The sequence below is a fragment of the Enterobacter soli ATCC BAA-2102 genome (assembly GCF_001654845.1).
GTDB classification, from domain to species: domain Bacteria; phylum Pseudomonadota; class Gammaproteobacteria; order Enterobacterales; family Enterobacteriaceae; genus Enterobacter; species Enterobacter soli.
This window is the reverse complement of sequence record NZ_LXES01000028.1, coordinates 36,934-52,123: the sequence shown is the minus strand read 5'-3', so window position 1 is coordinate 52,123 and position 15,190 is coordinate 36,934. Positions and strand designations below refer to the sequence as shown.

General features: G+C 53.4%; 18 protein-coding genes. 4 read left to right on the top strand and 14 right to left on the bottom strand.

Annotated features, from left to right (window positions below):
- Positions 1–185: 185 nt before the first annotated feature.
- Positions 186–1,091, bottom strand: coding sequence for a fructokinase (gene mak / locus M987_RS10415; protein ID WP_041162002.1), 906 nt, complete (start codon positions 1,089–1,091; stop codon positions 186–188).
- A 123-nt stretch (positions 1,092–1,214) separates the two neighbouring features.
- On the opposite strand from mak, the gene rdgC reads away from it, so the two are divergent.
- Entirely contained in the window at positions 1,215–2,129 is a 915-nt protein-coding gene (gene rdgC, locus M987_RS10410; protein ID WP_014069084.1) for a recombination-associated protein RdgC, read from the top strand.
- Positions 2,130–2,175: 46 nt separating this feature from the next.
- Here the strand turns inward: rdgC and ppnP are convergent, their stop codons facing one another.
- The 5 genes from ppnP to M987_RS10385 form a co-directional block, all read right to left on the bottom strand.
- Entirely contained in the window at positions 2,176–2,463 is a 288-nt protein-coding gene (gene ppnP, locus M987_RS10405) for a pyrimidine/purine nucleoside phosphorylase (protein WP_006176849.1), read from the bottom strand.
- 71 nt (positions 2,464–2,534) lie between these two features.
- Complete coding sequence (locus M987_RS10400; protein ID WP_014069083.1) at positions 2,535–3,212, bottom strand: AroM family protein; 678 nt, start codon at positions 3,210–3,212, stop codon at positions 2,535–2,537.
- A 237-nt stretch (positions 3,213–3,449) separates the two neighbouring features.
- Positions 3,450–3,641, bottom strand: coding sequence for a YaiA family protein (locus tag M987_RS10395; RefSeq protein ID WP_014069082.1), 192 nt, complete (start codon positions 3,639–3,641; stop codon positions 3,450–3,452).
- Between the two features lie 46 nt (positions 3,642–3,687).
- Positions 3,688–4,212 (bottom strand): shikimate kinase AroL, encoded by a 525-nt coding sequence (aroL, locus tag M987_RS10390; protein WP_014069081.1) that lies wholly within the window; start codon positions 4,210–4,212, stop codon positions 3,688–3,690.
- Between the two features lie 144 nt (positions 4,213–4,356).
- A complete protein-coding gene (locus tag M987_RS10385) occupies positions 4,357–4,815 on the bottom strand; it encodes a YaiI/YqxD family protein (protein ID WP_014069080.1) in 459 nt (152 codons plus the stop codon).
- A gap of 110 nt (positions 4,816–4,925) precedes the next feature.
- Here M987_RS10385 and proC point away from each other — a divergent pair, with 110 nt between their 5' ends.
- Complete coding sequence (proC, locus tag M987_RS10380; RefSeq protein WP_014069079.1) at positions 4,926–5,735, top strand: pyrroline-5-carboxylate reductase; 810 nt, start codon at positions 4,926–4,928, stop codon at positions 5,733–5,735.
- 16 nt (positions 5,736–5,751) lie between these two features.
- On the opposite strand, the gene adrA is transcribed toward proC, so the two are convergent.
- The 5 genes from adrA to M987_RS10355 all read right to left on the bottom strand — a co-directional run bounded on the left by adrA (position 5,752) and on the right by M987_RS10355 (position 10,607).
- The gene (gene adrA, locus M987_RS10375) at positions 5,752–6,855 is read right to left on the bottom strand and encodes a diguanylate cyclase AdrA (protein ID WP_014069078.1); all 1,104 of its coding nucleotides are present in this window, start codon (positions 6,853–6,855) and stop codon (positions 5,752–5,754) included.
- A gap of 102 nt (positions 6,856–6,957) precedes the next feature.
- Complete coding sequence (gene psiF, locus M987_RS10370) at positions 6,958–7,278, bottom strand: phosphate starvation-inducible protein PsiF (protein WP_014069077.1); 321 nt, start codon at positions 7,276–7,278, stop codon at positions 6,958–6,960.
- Positions 7,279–7,369: 91 nt separating this feature from the next.
- Complete coding sequence (phoA, locus tag M987_RS10365) at positions 7,370–8,785, bottom strand: alkaline phosphatase (RefSeq protein ID WP_014069076.1); 1,416 nt, start codon at positions 8,783–8,785, stop codon at positions 7,370–7,372.
- Between the two features lie 99 nt (positions 8,786–8,884).
- Positions 8,885–9,145, bottom strand: a complete 261-nt coding sequence (gene iraP, locus M987_RS10360; protein ID WP_014069075.1) for an anti-adapter protein IraP — start codon at positions 9,143–9,145, stop codon at positions 8,885–8,887.
- Positions 9,146–9,392: 247 nt separating this feature from the next.
- Positions 9,393–10,607: a multidrug efflux MFS transporter gene (locus M987_RS10355; RefSeq protein WP_041162001.1), complete on the bottom strand. Its 1,215-nt coding sequence runs from the start codon at positions 10,605–10,607 to the stop codon at positions 9,393–9,395.
- 266 nt (positions 10,608–10,873) lie between these two features.
- Here M987_RS10355 and ddlA point away from each other — a divergent pair, with 266 nt between their 5' ends.
- Positions 10,874–11,974, top strand: a complete 1,101-nt coding sequence (ddlA, locus tag M987_RS10350; protein WP_014069073.1) for a D-alanine--D-alanine ligase — start codon at positions 10,874–10,876, stop codon at positions 11,972–11,974.
- Here ddlA and M987_RS10345 read toward each other — a convergent pair.
- Positions 11,971–12,207, bottom strand: coding sequence for a DUF2754 domain-containing protein (locus M987_RS10345; protein ID WP_014069072.1), 237 nt, complete (start codon positions 12,205–12,207; stop codon positions 11,971–11,973). The two genes, ddlA and M987_RS10345, sit on opposite strands and share 4 nt — an antisense overlap.
- 249 nt (positions 12,208–12,456) lie before the next feature.
- Here M987_RS10345 and M987_RS10340 point away from each other — a divergent pair, with 249 nt between their 5' ends.
- Entirely contained in the window at positions 12,457–12,762 is a 306-nt protein-coding gene (locus M987_RS10340) for a DUF2755 family protein (RefSeq protein WP_014069071.1), read from the top strand.
- Here the strand turns inward: M987_RS10340 and M987_RS10335 are convergent.
- Together M987_RS10335 and sbmA are read right to left on the bottom strand one after the other, a co-directional pair.
- Positions 12,759–13,856, bottom strand: coding sequence for a DUF1615 domain-containing protein (locus M987_RS10335; RefSeq protein WP_014069070.1), 1,098 nt, complete (start codon positions 13,854–13,856; stop codon positions 12,759–12,761). The genes M987_RS10340 and M987_RS10335 overlap by 4 nt on opposite strands.
- 14 nt (positions 13,857–13,870) lie before the next feature.
- The gene (gene sbmA, locus M987_RS10330) at positions 13,871–15,091 is read right to left on the bottom strand and encodes a peptide antibiotic transporter SbmA (protein WP_014069069.1); all 1,221 of its coding nucleotides are present in this window, start codon (positions 15,089–15,091) and stop codon (positions 13,871–13,873) included.
- Between the last annotated feature and the right edge of the window lie 99 nt (positions 15,092–15,190).

Here is a 15,190-nt window from a genome sequence, read left to right as displayed (position 1 = left end):
AGCCTCGCCCCGGCCTACAGGAAACGCTTCGGCGATTTTCAGCCGGACCATGGCGTCGCTAGTAGTCTTTTATTTCAATGGCGTAATGTCATCGCTGAATAAAGACAAACATTACTGGTGATCCCTCAGCCCACGGGGAGAGGGTGCAAACACTAAAAACAGCAACGTACGTTGCTGTTTTGCTTTTACTGCGGCCACAACCATGCGGCGCCGCGCACACCGCTGGAATCCCCGTGCACCGCTTTGCGGATCGGGGTTTCACACTCGCCACCGAACACCCACTGTTTCACCAGACCAGGCACCGTGGCATACAGACGATCAACATTGCTCATTCCTCCCCCCAGGACAATCACATCGGGGTCGAGAATATTCACAACATGCGCCAGTGATTTCGCCAGTCGCATTTCGTAGCGGCTCAGAGCCAGTTCCGCCACAGGATCGTGCTCCTCAACCAGGCGCATGATCTCGTTGCCCTTCAGCGGCTGCCCACTGAGGCGATGATAGTCTTTCGCAAAACCGGTGCCGGAGATAAACGTCTCGATGCACCCTTGTTTGCCGCAGTAGCACGGCACTTCAGCGCGATATTTCAGCTCGTCTTCGTCCATCCAGGGCAGAGGATTATGCCCCCATTCGCCTGCCGTACCGTTACCGCCAATGTGGGAACGGCCATTAAAAGCCACGCCTGCGCCACACCCTGTTCCGATAATCACCGCAAACACCGTTTGCGCACCTGCGGCCGCCCCATCGATGGCCTCCGAAACCGCCAGGCAGTTGGCATCATTCGCCAGACGCACTTCGCGGTTAAGGCGCACGCTCAAATCTTTATCAAAAGGCTGGCCGTTGAGCCAGGTGGAGTTAGCGTTTTTCACCACGCCGGTGTACGGCGAAATCGAGCCGGGAATGCCCATTCCCACTGTACCGGTTTGCCCTGTCGCCTGCTCTGCCATGGCGACCAGATGCGCGATCGTCTCGATGGTCTGGTGATAGTCATCACGTGGCGTAGGCAGACGGTGGCGAAACAATTGCTCCCCCTGCTCGCTCAGCGCGATGACTTCGGTTTTGGTGCCGCCCAAATCAATCCCAATACGCACAAGACACTCCTCATTATTTTGATTATCAACAGAGTAGAAGCCGGTTACCCGATTAGCAATGCAAGCACTGCGACAATTCGTTATCATGCCCGCTGATTTAACGACAAGGCCGTGGAAATTATCATGCTGTGGTTCAAAAATTTGATGGTTTACCGTCTTAGCCGCGACGTTTCGCTGCGTGCTGAAGAGATGGAAAAACAGTTAGCCGCTTACACCTTCACCCCTTGCGGTAGCCAGGATATGGCAAAAACCGGTTGGGTTCCTCCGATGGGTTCACAAAGTGATGCGCTGACCCACGCCAGCAGCACGGGTCAAATCATTGTCTGCGCGCGTAAAGAAGAGAAGATCCTGCCCTCACCGGTGGTGAAGCAGGCGCTCGAAGCGAAGATCTTCAAGCTGGAAGCCGAACAGGGCCGCAAGCTGAAAAAAACCGAAAAAGATTCACTGAAAGACGAAGTGCTGCACTCTCTGCTGCCGCGCGCTTTTAGCCGTTTTAGCCAGACGATGATGTGGATCGACACCGTAAACGGGCTGATCATGGTTGACTGCGCCAGCGCCAAAAAAGCAGAAGATACGCTGGCCCTGCTGCGTAAGAGTCTGGGCTCCCTGCCGGTGGTTCCTCTGGCGATGGAAAACCCTATCGAGCTGACGCTGACCGAATGGGTGCGTAGCGGCGCGGCGCCACAGGGATTCCAGCTGCTTGATGAAGCAGAATTAAAAGCGATCCTCGAAGATGGCGGCGTGATCCGTGCGAAAAAACAGGATCTGGTATGCGATGAAATCGCGGTCCACATCGAAGCAGGCAAGCTGGTGACCAAGCTGGCGCTCGACTGGCAGCAGCGCATTCAGTTTGTCATGTGCGATGACGGCTCCGTGAAGCGTCTGAAATTCTGCGATGAACTGCGCGATCAGAACGAAGATATCGACCGGGAAGATTACGCTCAGCGTTTTGACGCGGACTTTATCCTGATGACCGGTGAGCTGGCAGCGTTAATTCAGAGTCTGGTGGAAGGCCTCGGCGGAGAAGCGCAGAGGTAATCTCCCCTCACCCTAACCCTCTCCCCAAAGGGGAGAGGGAAAAAAATCATTTCAGGTAGCGACACAGATAAGAGGTAGGCTCAGCAACCTGCAAATGGAATTCGCTGTGGCCAGGGACGTTGAATACTTGTCCTGCGGCAAACACTTTCCACTCTGTTTCACCTGGCAGTAATACATTCAGCGCACCGCTGACCACTGTCATCTCTTCGGCTTCAGCCGTGCCAAAGGTATATTCCCCTTCAGCCATTACGCCAACACTGGCGCGGCCAGTGCTGCTGCTGGTAAAACCAATGGATTTCACTTTACCGGAAAAGTATTCGTTACTTTGAAGCATGAACTGGCCCTTATATTTATCGATAAAAATCCACTATAGGGGCCATGCTCATAGCCTGTCACGCAAAATCATTACGCCAGCAGCTCTGATGCCAGACGCGCCATCAGTACGTTAGATAACAGCACCGGTACATCAAGGGCTTTTTGCAGAAGATCCCGGTGATGCTGATGAAAACCGAGACAGTCCAGGATCAGGACATCCGCCCCTTTATCAAGCAACGCCTGCCCGGACGCGATCAGTTTTGCCTCGCTATCCGTAATGGGGTTTGCCAGAGCATACAACGGCGTTCGTTCAAGCGCGCTCCATTTCGCCTCCTGGTTTTCCAGCAGCTCCTCAATGGGGACAATAACCCCTACCTGATGACCGTCAACAATCGAGGCCACCAGCGGCGGAATAATCCGCATGGGTTCCAGCAATATGGCATTACGCGCGACAAGCCCCTTAATCGGAGCCGTACTCATCAGTAAAATAACGTCATAACCCTGATTATCGAGCACTTCGATGACACCCTGAAGCGAGCGCTCGATTTTCTGACGTGACACATTCGCCAGTTTACCGTCACTTAATAACGTCGGCAGGAGATCCTCTCCCTCTTCAACAGCGTAGTCTTCCATGACCTCTTCCCGACTCATCTTACCCAACAGACTAAGATGGGTGATTTGTTGTTCAGAGACATGCTCAGTTAAGAGCGGTAATACTTCGCTTACAGGCACCACACCAATGGTGAGGATCGCCAACGTCGCCTTCATTTTGTTTGCCTTCCATTACTACCACAGCGGCCACACAGGTACAGACTCACTTCGCTGCACAGTTCGTTTTTTCAACAAAACAGCACCAAGCGTAGCAGTAGATCCTTACGCTGAAATGTAAAGATCTACTGGCCATTATGAATCCGTCTGTAATAACTTAACTTTAACCTCTGCTTAACATTTCCGATGAGTGAAAAGTGTGATTCGGGCACGGTAATGTGCAGTTTGAGATTTTATTCAGGATTTTTCGGGATCTTCGTAGCGCTGCTTGGCATCCAGCGCTTCTTGCTCCGTCTCGTGCTCACTGATTAACGAATCTGCATTGGGGTAATCGGCACGCAGTTGAAACCAGGTCACGGTATGCCCCGGATGACCTTTTTCAACGGTAACAACGCGTGCGAGACGAGGATAAGGAGGTCGGTTTGGCATAGTTCATCCGTAAGTCAGGGGAGTGAACTATAAGTATAGTCGCCCGCTAACTGGCACACGCCAGACGCAGCGCTGTCACGATTGAATTGACAACCTGTTCAGGGGATAAAGAGGCATCGACAACATGATGCGCCGTCTCACGGTATAACGCGTCGCGTTCCGCCAGCACTTCGCTCACCTCTTCGCTTATCGGTTTGCCGGTCAGGGTAGGACGCTGCCCCTCTTCCGGAAACGCCTCCAGGCGCCCAACCAGAGTAGAAACGGGCGCGCAAAGATAAATCACAATCCCTTTTTCGCGCATAAACTGACGATTATATTCCGCCAGAATAATGCCGCCTCCCGTTGCAATCACCGTTGAAGGCGCCGTCACCGCTTCAAGCGTTGCAGTTTCGCGTGCACGAAAACTGGCCCAGCCTTCCTGCTCGACAATCTCCGCAATGCTTTGTCCGGCATGGGTCTGTAACCAGTGGTCGGTGTCGACAAACTGACTGTGGCACACGCGCGACAGTTCAAGACCAACGGTGGATTTCCCACAGCCACGGGGGCCAACTAAAAAGATGGGTTGGGTCATAAAACGGTGTTCCCCTTGATGCCGGATGGCTGAAGACTGTAAAGAAATGATTGCAGAAGATGTTGCGTTAACTTTACTGCAAAGCGGTACGTGATGACAACCCTGTGGATGCCACACTGTACCACAAATTGACAATGGTTATCATTACGCGGTGCGGCGCTTCACTTCCAGCAGCCATTTATCCAGCTCCGCGGCAAACTGCTGACGGTCGCGCTGGGACAAACTGTCCGGCCCGCCGGTCTGCACGCCACTGGCTCGCAGGGTATCCATAAAATCGCGCATCGTCAGCTTTTCCCGAATGGTTGCCGGCGAGTAGCGTTCACCACGCGGATTGAGCGCCGCCGCGCCTTTCTCCAGCACTTCAGCGGCCAGCGGGATATCCGCGGTGATCACCAGGTCGCCCGGGCTGCACAAACGCACAATCTCATTATCTGCCACATCAAACCCGGCAGGCACGCGCATGGCGCGAATGAACCGGGATGGCGGCACGCGAATATTCTGGTTTGCCACCAGCGTTAACGACATCTGCACGCGATCGGCGGCACGGAATAAGATCTCTTTGATCACGTTCGGACAGGCGTCCGCATCAACCCAAATCGCCATATTGTCTCCTCATAATGACATTGCCGACTATTGTCCCCTGCTTTTCGTTGTTAAGCTATAACGCAACGCTATCGATCATAAACAACAACGCATAAGAACGGAGAGGCATGATGGAGAAGAAAATCGGTTTTATCGGCTGCGGCAACATGGGCAAAGCGATCCTTGGCGGTCTGATCGCCAGCGGTCAGGTGTTGCCAGGGCAGATCTGGGTCTATACCCCATCACCGGATAAAGTCGCCGCCCTGCGTGATGAGTACGGCATCAATGCCGCTGAAAGCGCGCAGGAAGTCGCCCAGGTGGCTGATATCGTCTTTGGCGCCGTTAAGCCGAACATCATGATAAAAGTCCTGAGCGAGATCACCTCCAGCCTGAATAAAGATACCCTGGTGGTGTCGATTGCCGCGGGCGTCACTCTGGACCAGCTGGCCCGTGCCCTGGGTCACGACCGTAAAATTGTACGCGCCATGCCAAATACCCCATCGCTGGTTAACGCCGGTATGACATCGGTCACCCCGAACGCCCTGGTCACCACGGAAGATACCGCTGATGTGCTGAATATTTTCCGCTGCTTCGGTGAAGCAGAAGTGATTTCCGAGGCGATGATCCACCCGGTTGTGGGTGTAAGTGGTTCTGCGCCTGCGTACGTCTTTATGTTTATCGAAGCGATGGCAGATGCAGCCGTGCTGGGCGGGATGCCGCGCGCTCAGGCTTACAAATTTGCCGCTCAGGCCGTGATGGGCTCAGCCAAAATGGTACTCGAAACAGGGAAACATCCGGGTGAGCTGAAAGATATGGTGTGCTCACCTGGCGGCACAACGATTGAAGCTGTGCGTGTGCTCGAAGAGCGCGGGTTCCGTGCTGCCGTCATCGAAGCGATGGCAAAATGCATGGAAAAATCAGAGAAACTCAGTAAGTCCTGATAAAGCTTGCCGGGCGTCAGGCCGCCACTTCGGTGCGCCCGCGTCCGGCATTTTTCGCTTTATACAAGGCGACGTCCGCCGCTTTCAGCCATTCACGATAGTGCCCAAACTGCGGCCCCCAGGGCGCGACCCCGACGCTGATTCGCAACCGCGCGGCAGGCGCGCCGCGTAATGATAATTTGGTCAAACACTCATGCACCCGGGACATGGCCGCAATGGCGCTCTCAGACGTCGTACCCGACATGATCACCGCGAACTCATCGCCGCCAAAACGGCCGATATAATCACCTGCGCGCAGCGTCAATTGCAGCTGACGTGTGATAGCGATAATTGCCTCATCCCCCACATCATGCCCCCAGGTGTCATTAACGCTCTTAAAGTGATCGATATCGATGAGCAAGATTGTCGCGGTGCGCTGGCTTCGACGGCAATGTTCAAATTCGTTACGCAGCAGCGTTTCCCAGTGGCGACGGTTAAACACGCCGGTCATGCCATCACGGGTACTCATCAGCTCCAGTCGCCTCTTATGTTCGGCCAGTCGGATTGCCGTGCGATGGCTAACCCAGGCAAAAAGCATGGGGTAAAGCACCAAAATGGGGAGCGTCAGCCACCATTCCAGTGGCTGAGGGGCAAAGGTGATCACAAGACCGGTGACTTCCAGCGTGGCCAGCGCCGTCAATACGGTCATTGCCACCCCCGCAAGGAACAAGCGGCAGCCGCCAGAGCCCATCATGTTCATGCCGATCATCATGACCAACGCCGCCGTGGGCAGTGCGTTCACGCCCATCAGGCCAATCCATACCCCTGCGATGATGGCATCGACCTTCAGGTTATACATTTCACGGTTAAACGGGTCGGAGGCACGGCAGGCCAGTTGCCAGGCAAGATGCGGCCAGACAAAGGCCCAGCCAACCAGCAGTAGCCACCAGCCGCCAGAAAGAGAATGGGTTACCAGAACGCCCGAGATGGGGAAAAACATCGCCCCCAGCCCCACCATGCGCGCCAGTCTTACCCGCCGGGCAAACTGGATGCCGGAGCTGTGAGGGTCATCCTGAGAAAGGTTTTGATGCCACTCTTCCCGAATGCTTTCGTTATTGTAAAAATTTTCGTCATTCATCATTTTTGGGAATATTCTGAAACATTTTCCCAAATTATAGAGAGGGGTATTCCGGGGAAAGTATGAATTTTCGGGTGAGCCGTAACGGCAACTCACCCGTAAGAACTAGGCTTTTTTCTTCAGACAGCCGCTCATGAATTTATTACGATCGTCGCCCTTAAGCGATTGCTCGGTTGCCTGGACGTTGCACTCGCGCATTCTCTGCTGTTGTGGCGTCAGACTTTTTTCCTGTGGCTTTGATGCACCATTTTTGAGGCAATCACTCATATACGTCTTACGCGCATCACCTTTGAGAGTCTGCGCCGTCGCCTGTTGGTTACAGGTCGTCATGCGCTGCTGTTGAGGGGTTAAGGTTTTTTCCGCCGCGTTCGCCGAAGCCATCAGGAACACGCCAGAGAGCAGGGTAACCAGAAATGTTATTTTCATTGCACCATCCTTTTGTGAACATTCACTGTAAGTCTGGTTCGTGGTGGGAAAAAAACCACCCGGCAGAGGTGTTTTCTGCCGGGTGTGTCTGTTATTTCAGACCGAGTGCCGCTTTCATGGTGTAGAACAGATCGGTTTGATCCGTCAGCCCTACCACGTTTGCCGCATGTGGACCGTACGCGGCAATACGCAACTGCGTACCGGTATGTTCCATCGACTCTTCTTCAGAGTTGCCATAGCTCATCACCATCACCGCACCATCTTTGGTGTTCAGCGCCTGAGTCAGACCAGGTGCTTTGGTTTCTGGCGGAATAATCTGGCTGGCGTGCGCATGGTCAGCCGTCACTACCACCAGGGTATTGCCGTCTTTTTTCGCAAATTCAAGCGCCTTCTGTACCGCTTCGTCCAGATCAACCGTTTCGCCAATCTGACCACACGGATTCGCCGCATGATCTTGCTTATCGATTGATGCACCTTCTACCTGCAAGAAGAAGCCTTTTTCACTTTTGCTCAGCAGGGAAATGGCTTTATCCGTCATGGCCGCAAGCGTCGGGATGCTGTCGTCGCGTTTAGGATTCGGCGTACAGGTCACCGCAGGTTTGTCGATGTTACCGTGGTAAGAGGCCTTCGGGCCTTCCCAGCGTACCGGCATGTTGCCATCCGAGAACAGACCCAGCAGCGGTTTATCCTGATTTGCCTGAGTGATAGCCGCCAGAGAGGCCGCATCGCTTACCAACTGGTAGCCACGCGCTTGCGCCTGTTCACGCAGCGTTTTGCCCTGCCAGTCGCCAGCGGTTGCCGTTTCAGCGAAGGTTTTTGCCCCGCCACCCAGCGTCACATCCGCACGGGCGTTCAGCAGTTGTTCGGTAATCGAACCTTTTCCGCCTTTTTCCAGCGCGTTAGTCGGGCATTTTTCGCTGGTCACAGACGGGCCGTAGCATTTACGTGAGGTAACATGCGACACCAGCGCTGCCGGGGTAGCATCCTGGAGTTCAGCAGTTGAGACGTTACCGGTTGCCAGCCCCGCCGCTTTTGCCATTTCCAGAATGGTTTGATGATCTTTTTCGTGGATATCCACACCCAGCGCACCGTTATAGGTTTTCACGCCGGTTGACCATGCCGTCGCCGAGGCAGCAGAGTCCGTAACGTAATCCGGTTTACCGGTTTTTTTATTCAGTGCGTAATGGGTGTATTGCCCGGTCAAGGGTAAGGCATCAATACCCTTGAAGAAGCCACCCGCACCTTCAGCATAATTTCGCGCAGCGGTAATTTCAGAATCACCCATACCGTCGCCAATCAGCAGAATTATATTTTTGGCCGGCTTCTCATTCAGTGAAGCACGAATGGCCGCGGTCTGGTCTTCTGACAGACGACGAGCGCCACCAGGCTGGGTGATATCGCCCTGAGCGGCGCGATTATCCAGTACGCTGGTACTCGTGGTTTCAGCATGAATAACAGGGGTAAATAACAGGGGTATTAATGCAATGAAAAGTGCGCTCTGTTTCAATTTATTTTCTCCATGTACAAATACATAAAAAATAAAACAGAGCGACTATAGGCATCCTGCATGACATTTCTATGACACGCCGTCAGGTTTGATGACGGTTTAACTGCGTGGATGCCTTAATAGCTTCTTTACGTATTGCTGAAGCAATTGCGCATCCTGTACCGGAACCAGTGAGTCAGGCCGGGCATTCTCCAGCGCCACTTCAACGCTGTTAATCAGGGCCTGCTGATCGTTTTGCGCCATCTGTCTTAGCAGCGCAGTGACTACAATTTCCAGCGCTTCAACCTGAGCGACCAGTTCTTTGGACTCTTCTTCCTTTTGTGCAAGCTTGACCAGCAACTCAGCAATGAGATTTTTCATTGTGCTATTTCCTTATGTCATTTTTTCTGAACTTATCATTCCAGACCAATAATGCAAAGCGGTGTTGAGTATTATCTTATGCAAAATTGATTTTATAGCCAAAATAAATGACATAACTTATCAGCGAAACGTTTTTCTATTATTAAAACCCATCAAGACGAAGCGGGAATATCACACAAAGGCAGGTCGCATTTCGTTATATAAAAATGTGACCGCCATAAGAATATATAATGTATATCGCGGCGTATTAGCGCGACGATTTTGCCTGCGCTATTTGCTGACGACGACGAAGCGCAAAAGCCAGCTGGATGATATTCACCAGGATAACCACGGCCGTGGCGGCAAATACCCAACGGAACCCCGCCATTGCCGAAACAGATGCCCCCATCAGCGGGCCTGCGACATTCCCCAAATACATAAACGACTGGTTATATCCAAAGATACGTCCCGTAACCTGATCGCTGGAATATTTCACCAGCAGCGTTTGTACCGCAGGCAACATGGCGCCATCGGCAAAACCCAGCAGGAAGCGCAACACCCCGAGCTGGAGCGGCGACGTGACAAATGACATGGCAAAAAACAGCACAACGGCAAAAATCAGCGTGCCCATTAATATGCGCGCCGTGCCAATCCGGTCACCCAGTTTCCCCAGACGCGGTGCGGAAATCAGCGCCGAGACGCCCGGCACCGCGGCAATCATCCCGCTGAGAAACGCAATGTTGTTGCTGTCTGGCTCCATCGATTTGATAAACAGCGCAAGGATCGGGCCGACTGAGCCGTTACAAAGCTGAATGACCATCGTGGTGACGAAGAGGCTAATCATCAGGCCTGGATAGGGTAACGTGGCAAACACGGCTTTCCCGCTCAGGCGTTCCGACTTGCTGACAATCGGTCGCCCACCCTCTTTGATCAAAAACAGGGTGACCAGGAAGCTTATCACCAGCAGGGCTGCCGTAATAAAGAACACCGCCCGCAATCCCACGTTGTCGGCCAGGAAGCCGCCCATCAGCGGACCGCCAATCACGCCGCTTATCTGGGCAGTTGAAAGGGTGCTCAGCGCCCAACCGCTACGCTCACGTGGCACCTGAGATGCCACCAGCGCCATGGCATTGGGAATATACCCGGATGTCAGCCCCATTAAGGCTCGCAGCACAAACAGCTGCCAGACGTTTGTGGCAAAAGCCTGGAGCAGTATTGCCACCGCCATCCCAAGCGATGCGCGCAGCAGCATCAGCTTGCGCCCTTTGCGGTCTGCCAGGCTGCCCCACATGGGCGAGACAATGGCAGAAACCAGAAACGTGACGCTGAACACCAGACCCGACCACATCGAAAGCGCTTCATGGGAGGAAACACCCAGTTGCGAAACGTACAGGGGTAAGAACGGTAAAATCTGGCTAATGGCAAGTCCGGTAAAAAAACAGCCAAACCAGACCGATATAAGGTTAACTTTCCAGGATTCCATAACAGACGCAATCTTCATTTTTAGGCGAATTCGCCTACAGATTAGCAAGTTACGTGCATTCACGTAGCGCCAGAGATGCGGACAAGGATGACTTTGGTGTTTTATCTTCCCAGTCATCATATTTGTGAAATATGTCACAAATTATCCGTTAGCAGGCGGTGATTTATGCTTTAAAAACCACACCCAAACATTATGGCAGAAGGCCGGGAAACCCGCAGGGCATCGTGGTATGTTATAGGCTTTTCGTCAGACTGGAAGAGAGTGAAATGGCTAAGCAGCGGGTGGGTATTGTCTTTGGGGGAAAATCAGCAGAACACGAGGTGTCATTGCAATCGGCAAAAAATATTGTCGATGCGATTGATAAAAACCGCTTCGAGGTTGTACTGCTGGGCATTGATAAACAGGGTCAGTGGCATATAAATGATGCCAGCCAATATCTGTTAAATGCTGACGATCCGGCACATATCGCGCTTAATCCATCAGAAATCAGCGTTGCCACTGTACCAGGCAACGTTCAGGGGCAGTTTATCGACGCAGGCAATGCGCAGGCACTGACGCAAATCGACGTTATTTTCCCGATTGTTCACGGCACCCTGGGTGAAGATGGTTCCTTGCAGGGGATGCTGCGTATGGCAAACCTGCCGTTTGTCGGCTCTGACGTGCTGGGCTCCGCCGCCTGCATGGACAAAGACGTCACGAAACGCCTGCTGCGCGATGCCGGACTGAACATTGCGCCATTTATTACCCTCACCCGTGCCAACCGCGACAAACACAGCTTCGCCAGCATCAGCGCCCAGCTTGGCCTGCCGCTGTTCGTTAAGCCTGCCAATCAGGGTTCCTCGGTTGGGGTCAGCAAAGTGAACAGCGAAGCACAGTTCGATGAAGCCGTTCGCCTGGCTTTCGGGTTCGATCATAAAGTGGTGGTTGAGCAGGGCATCAAAGGCCGTGAAATTGAATGTGCGGTACTGGGCAACGATTTCCCGCAGGCGAGCACCTGTGGCGAAGTGGTGTTAAACAGCGATTTCTACTCTTACGACACTAAATACATCGATGACAAAGGCGCGCAGGTCGTGGTGCCAGCGGATATCGATCCGGCCATCAACGACAAGATCCGCGCGATCGCCGTTGAAGCGTATCAGGCACTGGGCTGTGCGGGTATGGCGCGTGTCGACGTGTTCCTGACGCCAGAAAACGAGGTAGTGATTAACGAAATCAACACGCTGCCTGGCTTTACCAATATCAGCATGTATCCAAAACTGTGGCAAGCGAGCGGCATCAGCTACCCAGAGTTAATCACCCGCCTGATCGAGTTGGCGCTCGAGCGTTACGCTGCCGACAGCGCCCTCAAAAGCTCAGTAAACGGTTAATCGGCCTTCTTTACCGTATCCGTTGTATCCGCTGTCGCCTCTTCAGGCCGACGGCGGATTATTAATCCCGCCAGCCAGAAACTAATCACCCACGTCACCATGCCAACGGCATAGGTTTGCCAGCCTTTTGCGTCAAATCCCAGCAGCCCCACAACGCCATTGAGAATAAAAATAAGACCGATAGCAAAGGCGTAATAATGCCAGTCACGGCGTAGTTTGGAAGTGAGCTTCATGGGGACTCCGGCAGAAAAAAAGACATCCTCTCACAGTTTCGCGGGCAGGTCTGTGGCGGGATGCGGGAATTCTTAAACACGTCGCAATTTCACTTAAGTTACAAAACTGTGATGCGATGCAGAAATCGGCAATCCAGGAGAATTCCTTAGGGCAAATTACCACGATTCTGATATTGACAAATGCTATGACCTGTCAAACTCCACCTGTACGACGCGTTTCTGAGCAGAGTGATATTACGGGAGGTCTTTATGGCTGATTTTACATTGTCGAAACCGATTTTTGGCGGCAAACAACCAAAAACCTCGACGGCTGGCAATATCGCCTATGCCCTGTTTGTGCTTTTCTGCTTCTGGGCAGGCTCACAGCTTCTTAACATGCTGGTCCATGCACCAGGCGTCTATGAACACCTGATGCAGGTTCAGGATACGGGCCGCCCTCAGGTGGAAATAGGTTTCGGGGTCAGCACGGTCTTTGGATTAATTCCTTTTCTCACAGGCTGCATGATCCTGGGCGTGGTCGCCCTTGTGCTGCGCTGGCGTCGCCACCATCGTTAAAGCGCCATACAGTGAGCCCGACGCTCATCCACGCGTTTTGCAAACCAGGCGGTTGTGAGATTACGCGTGATCTTCGGGCTCTCAAGCTGGATACCTGGCAGAATGGCTTTCGGTAGCGCCTTGCCACTCTTCTGCTCTGCAAGCTTAAATACCTGCTGATACAGTTCCGTTTTCTCAAACGCCAGACTATCCCCTTTCTCCAGCTGACGGCGGATCTCGCTGTTGCTCATCCCCAATTTTGCAGACAATTTACGCACAGCCAGCTCAGTGGTGCCCGCTTCGCTGCTGCCATAAGCAATGAGATCGCCATCCAGCGCCAGTTTCACTCCGCTGGCGCGGCTCACGGCGCTCTGGAACGCGGCATTACGGCTGGCGTACCAGCCTGCGTTAAAGTCAGCAAAGCGGTACAGCGGCTCGCTGTAGTTGGCCGGATAGTTCAGCAGATGATAACTGCCAAACCAGAGTCCACCCCGCAGGGAGAACACTTCCTGACGCACCGTACCGTCGATTTTCCACGGATAGCCGTCGGTGTGTTTTTCTGCAAACGCGATACTGACCTGCATTGGCCCGCCGGTATGGACCGGGTTAAGCGAGCCAAACAGCTTCTGCCCCATCGGCACCATGCTGATAAAATCATCAAAAATGGCGCTCAGCTGTTTCTCGGTTTTCACCGTGTCCAGCCGTTCGCTGTAGGTTTTGCCATTTGGCGAGGTGATTTTGAGTGCGGTATGCACCAGGAATACCGGGATATGCATTGACTCAGCGCGGCGGTCGATCTCTTTCCAGGCAATCTTGTTCAGCCCTGGCACCGCCGGGTCGGACTGGTACATCGACTCCTGCTGAGCGACAGCCAGCACCGAGCAGATATTCTCCTCGGTGGGGGCAATCTTCTGGCTTTCAAAGGTTTTGGCTAATGCATCCGCCCACGCATTGCGATCCTTCACGCTGGCGGGCATTTTTTGCCGCACAACGCTTGCCACATCCAGTGGTTTTTCACCCTCTTTAAGCGGGGCGGCCCCTTTTTCGGCGCAGCCCGCCAGAACGAAGGCGGCCAGCAAGGACAACGGTAACGCGCGTGGTACGGCAAATGGCATAGCAACTCCCTGTATTAGCTAAATTTATTGGTCACTTCCTGAAGATCACGATCGTCAAGCTCACGCTCGAAGCTGCGTAAACGCTTGTAGATAGACATCAGCTCAACCAGCGTGGTCCAGGAGCTGATCAGATACTGGAACGAACCACGAACCTGACCAAAGACGTTGGTGATTTGAGTCATTAGACCGAGCGTAATCGTACCCGCAACAATAGACGGGAACAGCAGGAACAAACCGAAAACGTTATCGACCTGCAAATAGAGAATACGGGCAATGTTGAAATACATGTAATGGAAATAGAGGCGGAAATAGTTACGGCGCACCGCGCCAAACAGCTCGCGTACGGTCGGCGGCGAGGCGCGGTTCACGTCGTCTTCACCATAAACCAGCTCTTTACGGTAGGCCGCTTCCACGCGCTGGTTTTTAAACTCAAGCCCTGGCAGCTTGATCCCGACGACTGCCAGCAAGCCCGTTCCCATCAGCGACCAGACAATCGCAGCGATCACCAGGCCGTACGGCAGATGCCCGACAATCGGCAGGTCGGGAACATGCGCCGAAAGGGTGACCAGCACCGGCAGGAAGGCAATCAGTGTCATAATGGCGTTGATAAAACTCACGCCCATGTCTTCAAGCGTGGAGGCAAAACGCATGGTGTCTTCCTGCACACGCTGTGCAGCACCTTCGATATGACGCAGATGTTGCCAGTGCGCCATATAGTGTTCGTTCATCGCGGTACGCCAGCGGAAAACGTAGTGGCTGACAAAGAAGTTGTTCATCACCCCAATCACTACCGCAATCAGCGCAATGCCGAGGAAGATCCCGACCTCATGGTAGAACTGGTTAATCGTCACCTTATGCGGCGCACTCAGCGCGGTCTGGATCAGATCGTAGAATGGCGCGTACCAGGCGTTAACCGCCACGCCCACTTCCACCAGGAACCAGGTGACGAAGATGATGAGCGAGGTTCCCAGAATCGACCAGTTTTGCCAGCGATGCGGAGAGTAGACAAACCAGAACAGCGCAAACAGGCCAACGCACACGGCGTAGTAGGCGTAAAACAGCAGATAGCTCAGCGACCAGAAGCGTGCCGCGCTAATGGGTACCTCGCCTGTTGCACCCACGATGCGCGTTAACCACGCGCCACCACCCGCCTGCCAGAAAATGACAGCGATCAGTGCCCAAATAAATGCCGACAGGAAAAAAGGCCCCGGCTTTGGGAAAAAAGACTTAAACATAATGCTTCCTTCTTGTTGTTATGGCTGTTGCTGTGTTCAACACATCACCAAACGAAAACGCTGCTACGGGCCAGCGTGCTGGCCCGGGCAAAAAGGTCA